Source organism: Nocardia sp. CA-119907 (assembly GCF_050955995.1).
Lineage (GTDB): Bacteria > Actinomycetota > Actinomycetes > Mycobacteriales > Mycobacteriaceae > Nocardia.
Window position 1 is genome coordinate 8,409,808 of sequence record NZ_CP192091.1, and the last position, 14,410, is coordinate 8,424,217.

The 14,410-nt window shown below is 66.3% G+C and carries 11 protein-coding genes and 1 tRNA gene; 5 read left to right on the forward strand and 7 right to left on the reverse strand.

Features of this window, described 5'->3' with window-relative positions:
• Positions 1-22: 22 nt before the first annotated feature.
• The 3 genes from ACQP2D_RS38010 to ACQP2D_RS38020 form a co-directional block, all read right to left on the reverse strand.
• Positions 23-1,267, reverse strand: coding sequence for a hypothetical protein (locus ACQP2D_RS38010; protein WP_433680746.1), 1,245 nt, complete (start codon positions 1,265-1,267; stop codon positions 23-25).
• Between the two features lie 171 nt (positions 1,268-1,438).
• Complete coding sequence (lat, locus tag ACQP2D_RS38015; RefSeq protein ID WP_433680747.1) at positions 1,439-2,788, reverse strand: L-lysine 6-transaminase; 1,350 nt, start codon at positions 2,786-2,788, stop codon at positions 1,439-1,441.
• Positions 2,789-2,853: 65 nt separating this feature from the next.
• Positions 2,854-3,306 carry an Lrp/AsnC family transcriptional regulator gene (locus ACQP2D_RS38020; RefSeq protein ID WP_040686931.1) on the reverse strand — a complete coding sequence of 151 codons (453 nt, stop codon included), beginning with the start codon at positions 3,304-3,306 and terminating at the stop codon, positions 2,854-2,856.
• Positions 3,307-3,415: 109 nt separating this feature from the next.
• Here ACQP2D_RS38020 and amaB point away from each other — a divergent pair, with 109 nt between their 5' ends.
• The 3 genes from amaB to ACQP2D_RS38035 all read left to right on the forward strand — a co-directional run bounded on the left by amaB (position 3,416) and on the right by ACQP2D_RS38035 (position 5,761).
• Positions 3,416-4,945, forward strand: a complete 1,530-nt coding sequence (amaB, locus tag ACQP2D_RS38025; RefSeq protein WP_433680748.1) for an L-piperidine-6-carboxylate dehydrogenase — start codon at positions 3,416-3,418, stop codon at positions 4,943-4,945.
• A 75-nt stretch (positions 4,946-5,020) separates the two neighbouring features.
• Positions 5,021-5,094 (forward strand) — tRNA-Met (locus ACQP2D_RS38030).
• A 178-nt stretch (positions 5,095-5,272) separates the two neighbouring features.
• Entirely contained in the window at positions 5,273-5,761 is a 489-nt protein-coding gene (locus tag ACQP2D_RS38035) for a DUF3761 domain-containing protein (protein ID WP_433680749.1), read from the forward strand.
• A 246-nt stretch (positions 5,762-6,007) separates the two neighbouring features.
• On the opposite strand, the gene ACQP2D_RS38040 is transcribed toward ACQP2D_RS38035, so the two are convergent.
• Complete coding sequence (locus ACQP2D_RS38040; protein WP_433680750.1) at positions 6,008-9,481, reverse strand: indolepyruvate ferredoxin oxidoreductase family protein; 3,474 nt, start codon at positions 9,479-9,481, stop codon at positions 6,008-6,010.
• A gap of 615 nt (positions 9,482-10,096) precedes the next feature.
• On the opposite strand from ACQP2D_RS38040, the gene ACQP2D_RS38045 reads away from it, so the two are divergent.
• Positions 10,097-11,251, forward strand: a complete 1,155-nt coding sequence (locus tag ACQP2D_RS38045) for a lipase family protein (protein WP_433680751.1) — start codon at positions 10,097-10,099, stop codon at positions 11,249-11,251.
• A gap of 55 nt (positions 11,252-11,306) precedes the next feature.
• Here ACQP2D_RS38045 and ACQP2D_RS38050 read toward each other — a convergent pair whose 3' ends face one another.
• A complete protein-coding gene (locus tag ACQP2D_RS38050; RefSeq protein ID WP_433680752.1) occupies positions 11,307-12,146 on the reverse strand; it encodes an SDR family oxidoreductase in 840 nt (279 codons plus the stop codon).
• Positions 12,143-13,090, reverse strand: a complete 948-nt coding sequence (locus ACQP2D_RS38055; RefSeq protein WP_433680753.1) for a patatin-like phospholipase family protein — start codon at positions 13,088-13,090, stop codon at positions 12,143-12,145. The genes ACQP2D_RS38050 and ACQP2D_RS38055 overlap by 4 nt, the downstream gene beginning before the upstream one ends.
• A gap of 69 nt (positions 13,091-13,159) precedes the next feature.
• Here ACQP2D_RS38055 and ACQP2D_RS38060 point away from each other — a divergent pair, with 69 nt between their 5' ends.
• On the forward strand, positions 13,160-13,789 hold the full coding sequence (locus ACQP2D_RS38060) for a TetR/AcrR family transcriptional regulator (protein WP_433680754.1): 630 nt from the start codon (positions 13,160-13,162) through the stop codon (positions 13,787-13,789).
• Here ACQP2D_RS38060 and ACQP2D_RS38065 read toward each other — a convergent pair.
• Positions 13,779-14,324, reverse strand: a complete 546-nt coding sequence (locus tag ACQP2D_RS38065) for a histidine phosphatase family protein (RefSeq protein WP_433680755.1) — start codon at positions 14,322-14,324, stop codon at positions 13,779-13,781. The genes ACQP2D_RS38060 and ACQP2D_RS38065 overlap by 11 nt on opposite strands.
• Positions 14,325-14,410 lie beyond the last annotated feature (86 nt).

The following is a 14,410-nucleotide window of genomic DNA, read 5'->3' on the forward strand; positions in this document are numbered from 1 at the left end:
CACTACATCGCGCGCTACCCACTCAGCGCATTACACCGGTGTGGCCCGTGGAATACCGCCCCGGCTGCGGCCAGATGGTGAGCCCGTGCGCCCCGCGCCCAACAGGTATGCGCGCCAACAGATTCCAGTTCACGATATCGATCGCGTAGACCTCACCGTGATGGCGGCCGGATACCCAGAAGATCCGCCCGTCCGCGGACAGATTGCCCATATCCGGACTGCCGCCACCCGGGATGAACCACTTGTGCACCAGCTTGTTCTCGGCGAAATCCCACACCGAGATGCTGCCCTCGTGCCGGTTGGTGATGAGCAACTGTTTGGAGTCGCGGGTGACGTACAACCCGTGCGCCCCCTTGCCGGTCGACACAAAACCGGTGTTCTCCCACGACGACGCGTCGATCGTATAGACGCCGTCGGCGACCATATCGGCAATGAAGAAGGTGCGTCCGTCCGGCGAGAGCTTGACGTCCTGTGGTTTACCGCTGCGACCGCCCGGCAGATCGATCATCTTGACAACCGTGCGCTCGGCGACATCGAAGACCAGCATCCGGCCCATGAATTCGCAACTGGCCAAGGCGAATCGGCCGTCGGCGGTGAAGTCCATATGGTCGACGCCCGCGCAGTCGGGCACCGCCAGCGAGTGCACCTTCTGCCAGGTGTGCGGATCGTAGAAGTCCAGCGACTTATCCGCCTCGGCGACGACGAGTGCGTATCGACCGTCCGGCGTGAAGTACATGTTGTAGGGATCGCGGACCGGGAATGGTTCACCGGGTTTGCCGGTGCGCGGATCGATCGGCAGCAGGCTGCCCCCGCCGATCGGCAGATCATTGGTCACATACAGCGTCTGCATGTCATAGGACGGCACCACATGCTGCGGCTCCCGGCCGCCCGCCGGATAGCTGTCGACCACCTGGAAGGTGCCGGGATCGATCACCGTGACCGAATGCGATTCGCTATTGGGCACATAGACCAGGGGCCGATGGTCGGCCACCGCCGGACTCAGCTCCCGGTCCGCGGCGTAGACATCGGTCGGCGACAGCGGCGGCGGCATGCCGGGCAGCAGTTTCTCCAGATGCGGCGGCACCGCGCCGGCGGCGGCGACCGTGCTGGAGGGCGGCGGATTCACCACACCCACCGATCCGGCCTCACTGGAGGCACACCCCGCGACCGCCACGAGGACGGTCAGCGAGGCGATCAGCGAATGGATGGTGGACCTGCTGGTCTCGCCGTTCGGTGCGCAGCTTCGGTGATTGCGCTGTCGGTTCACGCGCTGCACCGTGCCAGGAGGTGGTGAAGACGAGATGACATGTGTGCGAAGCCTAGGCGTTGGCGCCCGGATTCCGCAGTATCCCCGCCGACATAGGACGGATTGCCCGAATCATCCGGAAATGCGTACTCGGCCAGTCAAATTTCCGATGCTGGCCGAATACCGACACCACTACCCCGCGTCGCTGAGCACCCGCTCGAGGGCGTCGACCGCGGCATCCAATTCGGCCTCGGTGACGGTGAGCGGCGGCCGGAAGCGAATGCCACGCTCGCCCGTGCCGAGGATCAGCACATGCTCGCGTTCCCGCAGTGCGGTCAGCACCTCGTCCCGCAGCTCGGCCGTGGCCAGCGTGATCGCGCACATCAGCCCGCGCCCGCGCGGTTCGGTGATCCGAGGGTGATCCGCGGAGAGCTGTTCCAGCCGCCGCAGCAGATGCGCGCCGAGCGGCCGCGATCGCTCGATCAACTCCTCGCGCTCGAGCACCTCGAGAATGCGCCGGGCGCGCACCATATCGGTGAGGTTGCCGCCCCAGGTGGAGTTCAGCCGGGAGCTGACGACGAAGACGTTCTCGGGCACCTCGTCCACCCGACCGCCCGCCATCACGCCGCAGATCTGGGTCTTCTTACCGAATGCGACCACATCCGGTTCGAGCCCGAGTTGCTGGTAGGCCCAGGTGGTTCCGGTCATGCCGACGCCGGTCTGCACCTCGTCGAGGATGAACAGCGCATCGTGCTCATGACAGAGCCGCTGCACGGCCTGCAGGAATTCCGGACGCAGATGGCGGTCACCGCCCTCGCCCTGGATCGGTTCGGCAATGAAACACGCTATGTCGTTCGGATTTTCGGCGAAGGCGCGACGCATCTGGTCGAGCGCGTTCGCCTCGGCGGCGGCGATATCGACGCCGTCGGCGAGGTAGGGCGCATCGATGCGCGGCCAATCGAACTTGGGGAAGCGCGCCACCTTCACCGGATCGGTGTTGGTCAGCGACATCGTATAGCCGGTGCGGCCGTGGAACGCTCCGGTCAGATGCAGCACCTTGGTGCCGAGTTCCGGTGCCCGCCCGTGGGATTCGTTATGCCTGCTCTTCCAGTCGAACGCGACCTTGAGCGCGTTCTCCACCGCGAGGCCGCCGCCTTCGATGAAGAACAGATGCGGTAGCCGCGGGTCGCCGAGTACCCGCACGAAGGTCTCGACGAAACGGGCCATTTCGACGGTGTAGATATCGGAGTTGCTCGGCTTGTTGAGCGCGGCTACGCCCAGCTCGGTGCGGAACTCTTCGTCGTCGGCCAGGGCGGGATGGTTCATGCCGAGGGCATTCGAGGCGAAGAAGCCGAACATATCGAGGTAGGAGCTGCCGTCTCGTTCATCGACGATCCGGCAGCCACGGGATGTCCGTAGATCCAGCACCAGGTCGAATCCGTCGGCGAGGATGTGCGCCGACAAGATCTCATGTACCCGGGAGGCGGGGGCGACCGGTGCAGTGCCACTCCCCGCGCGGGTGCGCTCCAGTTCGATGGTCACACCCGTAGAGTACGGAAATCTTTACGAAAGTTCTACGGAATAACGGAGTAATTACGGTTAGGCGGCTATCTGTCGTAGAATGTCTGCAAGATGATGGTGCTTCGAGTTCTCACGTTGGCGGTCGCCCTGATCTCCTGTAGCAACTGCTCGAGGTGCCGAGGAGAGGCCACCCGCACCAGCAGCACGTAACTCTCGTCACCGGCCACGGAGTGGCATGCCTCGATACCCGGGATATGTTGCAGCACGGCAGGCGCGTCATCGGGTTGCGAGGGGTCGAGAGGAGTGATGGCGACGAATGCCGACAACAGTTGTCCGAGCGCCTCGGGGTCGACATGCGCCGTATACCCCCGAATCACCCCGCGCGCCTCTAATCTGCGGACCCGCGATTGCACAGCCGACACCGATAGGCTCGCCTTCTCGGCCAGATTCGACAGGGTGGCGCGACCATCGGCCATCAGTTCACGAATCAGCAGGCGATCGATGTCATCGAGTACGGGTCTTGCCGGTGTATCCGCCATCAGCGAAGGCTAACCCAGCGGACGCTGCTCGTGGCAAAAACCTTCAGTCGTTAACTCGCCGTACCCATCCGAGACCATCCAGCGACCCAAAGCCACAGCGGAGCAACCGATGACACACACGCTCGACGACCTTTTGACCAAGGATCTCGCCGCCCGCGCGGCGCAGTTGCTGCGCGCAGTCGGCGCGCAGCAGCCGATAGCGGGGGAGTTACCCGCACGTACTCCGATTACCGGTGGCACGCTGATGACCCTGCGCGCCGATGCCCTCGACGAGGTGGATGCCGCGATCGACCGAGCGGCGCGGGCATTCCGCGATTGGCGCGGCGTACCGGCGCCGGTACGGGCCGCCGTGGTGCGGCGGCTGGCCGAATTGCTCACCGCGCACAAAGCCGAACTCGGCGAACTGGTCACCCTGGAGGCGGGCAAGATCGGCGCCGAGGCGGTCGGCGAGGTGCAGGAGATGATCGATATCTGCGAGTTCGCGATCGGGTTGTCGCGGCAGCTGTACGGCAGAACCATGCCATCGGAGCGGCCGGGACATCGACTGATGGAGACCTGGCATCCGCTCGGCGTGGTCGGGGTGATCTCGGCCTTCAACTTCCCGGTCGCGGTGTGGGCGTGGAATACCGCGATCGCACTGGTCTGCGGTGACACGGTGGTGTGGAAGCCATCGGAGACGACACCGCTGACCGCACTCGCCTGCCACACCCTGTTGCGCCGCGCGGCCGCCGATGTCGGCGCGGATCCCGAAGTGCACCAACTGATTCAGGGCGGGGCGGAAGTCGGGTCTCGGCTGGTCGACGACGAGCGCGTAGCGCTGGTCAGCGCGACCGGTTCGGTGCGGATGGGCCGCATCGTCGCGCCACGGGTGGCCGCTCGATTCGGGCGGTGTCTGCTGGAGCTGGGTGGCAATAACGGTGCGATCGTCACCCCGACAGCGGATTTGGAGCTGGCGGCGCGCGGTATCGTCTTCGCCGCGGCGGGGACGGCGGGGCAGCGCTGTACGACCTTGCGGCGGCTGATCGCGCACGTCGATATCGTCGGACCGCTGCTCGATCGGGTCGCTGGCGCGTATCGGCAACTGCGCGTCGGCAATCCGCTCGATGACGGTGTGCTGGTCGGTCCGCTGATCAATGGCCGAGCCTACGAGGGCATGCGCGCGGCGATCGACCGCGCGCTTGCCGACGGCGGCGAACTGGTGTGCGGCGGTGAGCGCGTCGATGGCTTCGGCGACGACGCCTTCTACGTACGTCCCGCGATCGTGCGCATGCCCGCTCAGACCACCGTTGTTCGCGAGGAGACCTTCGCACCGATCCTGTACGTGCTGACCTACCACGATTTCGATTCCGCCGTCGCCATGCACAACGAAGTGCCTCAAGGACTTTCCTCCGCCGTCTTCACCGGCGACCAGCGCGAGGCCGAACGCTTCCTCGCCGCCGACGGCTCGGACTGCGGCATCGCCAATGTCAATATCGGGACCTCCGGTGCGGAGATCGGCGGCGCGTTCGGCGGTGAGAAGCACACCGGCGGCGGACGGGAGTCCGGCTCGGATTCGTGGAAGGCGTATATGCGTCGGGCCACCAACACCGTCAACTACTCCGATCAGCTTCCCCTCGCCCAGGGCATCCAATTCGGCTGAGCCGCTGTCCAGTTCGGCGCCGCGATAAATCACTCGCGCGGCCTCGCCGCCTCCGCGTACGCTCGATACCGACGACGCAGGGTGGAGCAGCTAGGTAGCTCGCTGGGCTCATAATCCAGAGGTCGCAGGTTCGAATCCTGTCCCTGTCACTAGCGGTCCGGGCCGGTCGGTTTGCAAACCGACTGGCCCGGACCATTTTTCATCGAAGGCGGCCGTACGGCGAGTCGCCGCGAGTGTCGGTAACGGGCCGTCTGCTGGACCGATGGAGCGGGTAGTCCAGGCAACACACCCATACTGACCGGCCTGGCTGAGTTTCAGTAGGGGAACATGAGAAACCGCTTCAGCGCTCTGCTCGGCACCGGCATCGTCCTCGCGGGCGCGGTCACACTCGTACTCGGCGGCTGCGCGTCGCCACCGAGCGCGCCCGGCCTCGTCGCCGCGACGACGTCGACCGTAGCCAAGACCACCTCGGCACCGACGACCCCACCGAAGCCAGCGACGACAACGGCGGCCCCAACACCGCTGACCACGACCTCGGCAGCACCACCCGCCGCCGCGGCCCCCGTCGCGCCCGCGCCGATCGCCGCGCCTCCGCCGACCACGGCCTACCAACCGCCCGCGGCAGCCGTACCGGCCCAGCCGATCTGCGGCGACGATTCCTACCTCAACTCCGACAACCAGTGCGTCCACCGCCCGCAGTCGGCCCCCGCCGCCCCACCCGGCGCCACCGCCCGCTGCACGGACGGCACCTACAGCTATAGCCAGCACCGCTCCGGCACCTGCAGCCACCACGGCGGCGTGGCCGCCTGGCTGTAGCCTGCGTCGCGGATTGGTCGGCGATCGACGATGACGACAGTAGCGATCGCTGCGGGCGGGGGCGGCGACGCGGTCACGGCGGCCATGCTCGCCGACAAAATGCCAGCTCTGGCGTGGTAGCCATCATGAGCTACTCATGGGATCGGCTGATTATCGACCCGGCACCCGGTCTCAGGACGCGGGGCCGACTTCCATGGGTTGATCGACCGCGGCGGAGTCTTCGAAGTGCCACCCACGGCGGCCCCACTAGAGCTGTGGTGGCTCGATGCCGAGCTCCTGCAGGCTGTTTCGATAGAGCTCGACATTGGCGAGTTTGATGTCTTCGTAGCCGCGGACCATATCGGGGAGCGCGGCGGCTCGGACGGCGTGGTCGTAGCCTGCTCGGTCGAGGTCGGCGGCCAGCGTGGTCACCATCTCGGTGTAGTGCGCCAGCAGGGTCCGTTCCACCCGCCGAACGTGGGCATAGCCGAACGGATCGAACTTGGTGCCGCGCAGGCGCTTTCCCTTCGCCAGCACGCGCAGCGCGATATGGCTGCGCGGGCCGAGGCCGATCTTCTCCTTGCGTCCCATGGCGCGCAGGACGGGTGGGTGTAGCCGGTAGGTGAGGTCAGCGCCGTCCGGGAGTTGATCGGCGACCTCGGCGAGGAAGGCCGGATCCGTCAGTTGGCGGGCGACTTCGTATTCGTCCTTGTAAGCGGTGAATTTATAGAGGCCGCGGGCCACCTGCTCGCTGAACTCGGTGCGGTCGGTGACGCGCTGCTCGGCCTCCCAAATGCGTTGCACGGTGCGGACATAATCGCGGGCGGTGCGCACGCCCTGGAAGCCGATCAGCTCAGCCGCCCGCAGTTCGAGCAGCCGCCTGGTCTCACCCATCGCGGTCACACCGTCGAAAAGGTCCGCCGGAACGGCGGTCTCGGCACGTTCGCGCACCTTGCGGCCGGTGGCGGCGGCGAATTCGGCCGGGCGCGCGATGGCCACCCGGCCCCACCGAAATGCCGCGATATTGGCGTGCACGGCGACACCATTGATCTCGATGGCCTCCTCGATCGCCCACGCGGGCAGGCGCAGACCACCGATCTGGTAGGCGGCGCCGACCAGCAGGAAGTTGGCGGCGGCGGTATTGCCGAACAGCACCTCGGCCGCGGCCAGCGCATCGAAGGACCGCACCGCGTGCGATACCTGCTCGAGCCGGCCAAGCAGTTCGCGCTCTTCGGGATACGCGATGGTCCGGTCGTAGACCATATCGCCGGTCGGGGTCTTGCTGGTCGACGCGACGGATAACGTGGTCTGCTTCGAGCCGTAGGCCAGATTCTTGTTATCGGTGGCGGCGAGCAGGTCGAAGGCGACGATGCAGTCGGCCGAACCGGGTGCCAGGCGGTTCGCCGGTTCCAGTGCACCACTCGCGAAACGCAGGTGCGAGACGACCGGTCCGGCCTTCTGGCTCAGGCCGATCTGATCCAGGCTCGCCACCTCGTATCCGGCGCGCATCGCGGCGGTCGCCAGCACCTGGTTCACCGTCACGATGCCGGTTCCGCCGATGCCGGCGAGGAAGACGTTCTGGGTCGTCGCCGGAACGGCATTCGGGAGGTCGGGCAGCGCCGGCGGTTCGGCGCGTCGAATTCCCTTACGCTTCTTCGCTTTCGCCGGATCCGGCAGTTCAACGGTGACGAAGGACGGGCAGTCGCCGTCCATGCAGCTGTAGTCGGTATTGCACGAGGTCTGATCGATCCGGGTCTTGCTGCCGAATTCGGTGTCGACCGGCTGCACCGACAGGCAGTTGCTCTTGACGCCGCAGTCGCCGCACCCCTCGCAGACCGCTTCGTTGATGACCACCCGGGTCTGCCGGACCGGCAGGGTGCCCCGCTTGCGTCGGCGGCGCGCGTCGGCGGCGCAGTGCTGGTCGTAGATGAGCACGGTTACGCCCGGAATCTCACGCAGCGTGCGCTGCGCCTCGTCGAGCCGATCCCGGTGCCAGAGCTGGGTTCCGGGGGCGAGGTCGCGCTTGCGGTATTTCTTGGGTTCGTCGGCGCAGATGATGATCTGCCGCACGCCCTCGGTGGTGAGCTTATGGGTCAGCATCGGCACCGCGAGTGCGCCTTCGGCGTCCTGTGCGCCGGTCATCGCGACGACATCGTTGTAGAGCAGCTTGTAGGTGATGTTCACACCCGCGGCGATACAGGCCTGCACCGCGAGTTGACCGGAGTGGAAATACGTTCCGTCACCGATGTTCTGGAACAGATGCCGCACCGTGGTGAACGGTGCCTGCCCGATCCACTGCGCACCCTCACCACCCATCTGGGTCAGTCCGGTGACCTTGCTGTCATCGCGCCCCGACATCGTCACCATGGTGTGGCAGCCGATGCCGCCACCGGCCAGCGATCCCTCCGGTACGGCGGTGGACCGGTTGTGCGGACAGCCGCTGCAGAAGTAGGCGGCGCGCTTCGCGGGCAGCACAGCGAGCGACAGTGGTTGCGGTAAGGGACGTTTCATCTCCAGATGGCCTTGCAGCGCACGGCGCAGCGGTGCGGCGATCCGACCCGAAGTGAGCTCGCCGTCCTGGGCGAACAGCGGCCGGTTCGCGGCATCGCGCTTACCGATGATCTGCGGCGCATGTGCCGTGCCGTAGAGGATTTCGCGGATCTGGGTTTCGATGAACGCGGTCTTATCCTCGACGACCACGATTCGCTCCAGCCCGTCGGCGAACTGCCGGACCCGCTCGGGTGCGATCGGATACGGCATGCCGATACGCAGTAGCCGGACGCCCGCGCGCAGCAGTGCGTCATCGTCGACGCCGAGATCGATCAGCGCCTGGCGCATGGCGTCGAATGTGGTTCCGGTGGCGGCGATTCCGACGGTGGCATGTGCCGGATTCACCTCGATGACATCGAGTTCATTGCACGTGCTGTAGGCCTTGACCAGCTCCCAGCGCGGTCCGTACAGATCCGCCTCGGCGATCACGCTGTCGGTCGGCGCGGCCATCGGCCGTTGCAGGTAGGTGAACGGCTTACCCTCCCACTCGATCTCGGGCATCGTGATGTCGATATCGCCCACCGTGCCCTCGACCGTCCACGCGCCATCGGCCACATCGGCGACGATCTTCAGTGCCACCAGGCATCCCGACGCCCGCGACAGCGCGACACCGTGCAGCCCCATGGTGATGATCTCGCGCGCATTGCGTGGGAACAGCACCGGAATGCCCATCGCGGCCAGCGAGCGCTCACTCACCGCCGGCACGGTGGAGGATTTCGAGGCCGGATCGTCGCCGACCAGCAGGAGTACGCCGCCATGGGCATTGGCACCGTACATATTGGCGTGCCGCAGCGCATCGGTCGCACGGTCGAGTCCGGGACCCTTGCCGTACCAAACCCCGACAACCCCATCATGGGTCGCATTGCCCGCGGGCAGATCGGCCTGACTGCCCCACACCGAGGTGGCGGCGAGTTCCTCGTTCAAGCCGGGTACGAAGGAAATATCGTGCTCGGCCAGCACATTCGGCATTCCGTTCAGCATCTTGTCGACGCCGCCCAGCGGGCTGCCCTGATATCCGGAGACGAAGGTGCCGATCCGGCGCCCGGCGCGCAGATCACGAACGTGCTGCTCGACCAGCTGTCGAGCGATCGCCTGGACGCCGGTGAGGACAACGGTGCCCGCGCCGACGCGGTAGCGGTCGGCAAGGTCATAGGAGGCTGGGATCAGTTCGCGGTCGGCGAGCTCGGTCATATCGTCCACCCGTCCGCTAGGCGCCGATCGGGCGCTTCGCTTCGTTGAGCATTTCTTGCCGCCATACTGTCCTTGATGAGCTGAACGCACAACCGACGCGCGCGACATTGAGCAAACTGCTCAATTCATTCTCTCCGCAATGGGCACAGGCTATGCAGGATGCGAGGTGAAATGTGACCTCGGACACGCGAGGGGAAATGAGCGGCGCCATACCCCGCGTTGGGCCGTCCAGCGGCAGTTCCGACGGCACAAGATCGTGCGCGCAGCCAATAGGCTCCCGGTCCGCATGGTGAGCTATCTCGTTCCACCGGAATCGCATCGCGAAATCGCCCGGCATTGCGCTAATTTCGCAGCGGATGGTGCCGCTTCTCGCGGCAACCGGGTGGCCGCGGAGCCGAAGGAGGTGCGAGAAGTCCGCCGCGATCGGCTCGCGTTCGGTTCGGCCGCCGGTTCTTTCTTCCCATCCGTGCAGTGAATCGCTGCGAATCTCCCCTTGTAGTGCCGGGTCCGTCCGACGTCGGCCGAGGTGCGTCGGGGCCTTCGGTCGTGTCGTCGGTGACGGCTGACCATCGAAGGAAAGTCTTGTCCAGAGTCCCCTTCAGGATCGCGATCCTGATGCTGAGTATCGTCTCGCTCGGGCTGTTGGGCCTGCCCGCGCAGGCCGATCCGCTCTACCCGACCCCCGATCCCGACCCGTTCTACAGTGCACCGGCCGATCTCGGTGCGCTACAGCCCGGCGATGTGGTGCGCACCCGCAAGATCGACACCGGACTCTACGTCGGCACCGAGGGCTGGCAGGTGGCGTTCCGCTCCACCAACTCGCAGGGGAACCCGGTCATGGGCGTGACCACCGTACTGCTCCCGGTCGGTGTCGAGCACCCACCGCTGGTCTCCTATCAGGCGCTGATCAATTCCCTTGGCACCCAGTGCAATCCATCGCGGTCACTGTTCAATGGCGAACTGCAGGACGCGCCCGGCGCCATGCTGCCCATCGGCCGCGGCTGGGCGATCTCACTGCCCGACTACCTCGGCCCCACGGCTGCCTACGGTGCGGCGCGGTTGAGCGGAATGATGACGCTGGACAGTGTCAAGGCCGTGCAGAAGGTGGCCGACCTCGGTCTGGCCAACTCGCCGGTCGCGATCGCGGGGTATTCCGGCGGCGGCATGGCCACCGCTTGGGCGGCCGCGATGCAACCCACCTACGCCCCCGACCTGAAGCTGACCGCCGCGGTCGCGGGCGGCATCCCCGCCGATATGGAGGAGATGGCCCTCGCCCTCGGCTTCGATCCGCACCCCGGCTTCGGGTTGGCCTTCGCCGCCGCCATGGGCTTGGAACGCGAATATCCGGACCGGCTGCCGATCTCGGATCAGCTCAACCAGAACGGTTTGTGGTTCCGGGAATTCACGCACGACGCCTGCCGTCGCTTCCTGCTGTTCCACGGCGCCTTCCGCAGTGCCGAGCAGATGGCGGCGTCGAAGAGTCTGATGGACAGTCCGGAGGCGCGAGCGGTGTTGCGGGAGAACAGCTTGCGGTACTTCCCCGGAGTTCCCACGGTTCCCACCTTCATTTGGCAGGGCCGCTTCGACAATCTGACCTTCTTCAATCCGGTGGCCGAGGTCGCCGACCGCTACTGCAAGGCGGGCGCGCCGATCGACTTCCACCCCTATGAAATCGCGGAGCATATGACCACCGCGGTCGCCGGTTTCGCCGACGCGTGGAACTACGTGGAAGCCCGCTTCCGCGGCGATCCGGTTCCGACCAACTGCTGATAGCAAAAGCGGTCCCGGAGACGTTCTTCGGGACCGCTTTTCGTGGTAACGATGGTTACTCGGTGATCGACCGGACTTCCTCTTCGTACTTCGCGCGGGTTTCGCCGTCGGCGGGATGCAGGGCACGGTCACCGTCGAAGAGCCTGCGTACCAGGCGAACCGCGCGTTCGGGAGCGGCGGCCAGGGCTATGTCGATGGGGCCCAGGTAATTCGGGACGGCCACCTCGGCCTTGCGGGTCTGGCAGGTTTGCAGGATGGCGGCGGCGACGTCTTCCGGGTCGACGGTGGGCATACCCTTGCCGAGGGTCAAGCCCGAGGACAGGCGGGTGCGTACTGCCGATGGCATGACGCAGCTGACGCTGACGCCCTGCGGCGCGAACTCCAAACGGGTTGCGGCGGACAGGCCGACGGCCGCGAACTTGCTCGCGTTGTAGACGGCGAGGCCGGGCACTGGCACCTTGCCCGCGAGCGAGGCGACATTGACGACGTGGCCGCGGCGGCGCTCGATCATGCCGGGCACCACGGCGCGCATGCCGTGGATGAGACCCCAGACATTGATATCGATGGTGGCGTGGCCGACCGCGTCGGATTCGTCGAGGAACGCACCCGCTGGCATGACACCCGCATTGTTGACGAGGACGTCCACCGCACCGAAGTCGGCGACAACCTTGTCCCACTGATCCCGGGCACGCACGTCGAGCTCGTATGCATGCGCACCGATCGCGGCCGCGGCGGATTCCGCTGCGGCGGTGTCCACATCGGCGATGGCGATCCGAGCGCCCGCATTCGCGAACAGTTCCGCGGTCGACCGGCCGATGCCGCGGCCCGCGCCGGTGATCAATACCCGCGCACCCTTCAGGTCGATATCCGGATAACCGTGACCGAGGATTTTCATGCGAATTCTCCTTGTTCCAGCGCCGTACGGGTGCTGTGCAGACTGTGTTCGAAGGTCGCGCGACGGCGACGGCCGTCCATGAAGTTGGGACCCATCACCGCGAGATCGGCCGCGGTGGTACCGATGACGAGCACGCGCGTGCCCGCGGCGCGCAGCACGGCGACCTCGGCCGCGAGCTGGGCGCTCATCCGATTGCGCAGCTGCCGTTCCAGGAAATGGCCGGGACCGGTCGCGGGAACCTTGTCGACGGAGGCCATCGGTGCGAGCACCAGCACCTCATCGAGTTGCTGTGCCGCGAGCAGATCCACCGATGCGGTCGATCCGGCGCCGCCGTCGATGAAGCGCCGCCCCGCGATCGATACCGGCGGGAACCAGCCGGGCACCGCCCAGGATGCGCGCAGCGCCGCACCCAACTCGGCCGGTGGCGCATCGGGTGCGCCGAACCGAACCCGTTCTCCCGTTGCGTAATCCATGCTCACCAGCCAGGTCGCGGGATGGGATACCCAGGAGCGGCCCGGATTCAGCCGATCCGCCAGGTGCTGCAGCCAACTCGCATCACCACCGCCTACTGGCAGCAGCCCGCTGCCCGCGGTCAGCAATCGCTGTCCGGTCCTCGGCGCGCGCAAGCTCAAACCCAGCTCACCCAGGCGCGGCCGGGGCAGCGGCGGGAAACGTCCCGGCTCGGCCCGCATATGCGCGAGCAGAATCGGATTCGTCGAGGTACCACGCTGCATCGCGACGAGTTCGTCCACCGCGATGCCGCTGCCGAGCATGGTGACCGTCTCCGCACCCGCGGACGTGCCGATGAGCACATCGGCCTCGCGCGGATCCCAGTCCAGTACCTCGCGGGTGGCGGCCAGTGCGGCGACGATCCAGGCGAACCCGAGCGTGCCACCGCAGCCGATGGCCAGGCCGCGCCGCTGGGACCCGTTCTTGTTACCCATGGTTTCAAACACTAGCAGAATTCAAATACCTTCGGTATCCGAAATCTGCCGGTACGTAGAATCATCGGTATGGCACGTCTGACCCGGTCCGAAAGTCAGGCCCGCACCAGGGCCGATCTGATCACTACCGCACGGGATCTCTTCCTGGACGAGGGCTATGCGAAGACCAGCCTCGAGCGCGTCGCCGAGGAGGCGGGCTATTCGAAGGGTGCGGTCTACTCGAATTTCCGCACCAAGAAGGAGCTGTGCCTGGAGGTGCTCGCACTGATCCACACGACGAAATTCGGCGAGGTGACCGACCTGCTCGCGGCGGGCGAGACCTTGGACGATCAGTTGGCGCGGTTCCACGAATGGGCCGAGCGGACCATCGGCGATGTCGGCTGGACCCTGCTCGAATTCGAATTCGCCACGGTCGCCCGCGACGATCCGGAACTGCGGGCCGCACTGGTCTCCAGCCTCGCCATGATGCGCGGGGCCGTCGCGGCGCAGCTGCAGACGCTCTCGGACACGATCGGAATCCCACTGCCGATGCCCGCCGAAGATGCCGCGACCGCGGTCCTGAGCATGGGTATCGGCCTGGGCATGCAACGGGCCGTTGATCCTTCGATCCCCGCTCGGCTGATCACCGACGCGGTGCGGCTGCTCGTGACGGTCGGCGAGGGACCGCTGCGCGGGATGAGTACGAATCTCACGCCGTGAAGTGCAGCGTCCATTCGCCGCGATAATGCAGCCGGGTGACGCTGCCCGGCGGAATGTCGATCCGCCAGAACGATTTCGGCGGGGCGTCCAGGGTCACCAACAGCGCCGCACGGATTACCGCCGGATGCGTGACCGCGATGGTCGACATGCCCTCGGATGCGATTTCGGCCATCCAGTACCTGGTCCGCTCGACCACATCGATCACGGATTCGCCACCGTGGCCACGGAATTGCGGGTCGGTCAGCCAGGCGTACAGCTCGTCCTGCGGCACCGACATCAGCTCACCTCCGCGCCACGCCCCCGCGTCCAGATCGCGTAGTCGAGTGTCCTCCTCGCCCGGAAGTCCCATCAGCGCAGCGGTTTCCACGGTCCTGCGCTCGGGTCCGGTGAGTACGCGAGCCGCGGTCAGGCGCCCACTTGCCGCGATTGCTCGGCGACCGGCCTCGGTCAGCGACTCGTCGACTGGAAAACGTGCCTTTCGCATCGCCTCGGTCATACCATGGCTGACCAGGTCGAGTCTGAGCACCTTCTGCACGTTTGGAAGCGTACGGGGCGGCAGTGGTGGTCGTACTTCGATTGCCACCCCTTCGCTCGGGCTCCCGTATCGCCGCGGGCCATTTG